This window comes from Frateuria defendens, assembly GCF_001182895.1.
GTDB classification, from domain to species: Bacteria; Pseudomonadota; Gammaproteobacteria; order Xanthomonadales; family Rhodanobacteraceae; genus Frateuria_B; species Frateuria_B defendens.
This window is the reverse complement of the sequence record NZ_LFQR01000321.1, coordinates 1-365: the sequence shown is the minus strand read 5'-3', so window position 1 is coordinate 365 and position 365 is coordinate 1. Positions and strand designations below refer to the sequence as shown.

Below are 365 nucleotides of genomic sequence, written 5' to 3'. Positions count from 1 at the left end.
GGCGTAGGAAATTTGAGAGGAGCTGTCCTTAGTACGAGAGGACCGGGATGGACATACCTCTGGTGTACCAGTTGTCGTGCCAACGGCATAGCTGGGTAGCTATGTGTGGACGGGATAAGTGCTGAAAGCATCTAAGCATGAAGCCCCCCTCAAGATGAGATTTCCCAACTTCGGTTATAAGATCCCTCAAAGATGATGAGGTTAATAGGTTCGAGGTGGAAGCATGGTGACATGTGGAGCTGACGAATACTAATCGATCGAAGACTTAATCAAAATAAATGTTTTGCGAAGCAAAATCACTTTTACTTACTATCTAGTTTTGAATGTATAAATTACATTCATATGTCTGGTGACTATAGCAAGGA

General features: G+C 43.0%; 1 rRNA gene. It reads left to right on the top strand.

The window, feature by feature from the left end:
- Positions 1 to 273, top strand: a 23S ribosomal RNA gene (locus tag ACH65_RS18405); the annotation flags it as partial.
- Positions 274 to 365: the final 92 nt, after the last annotated feature.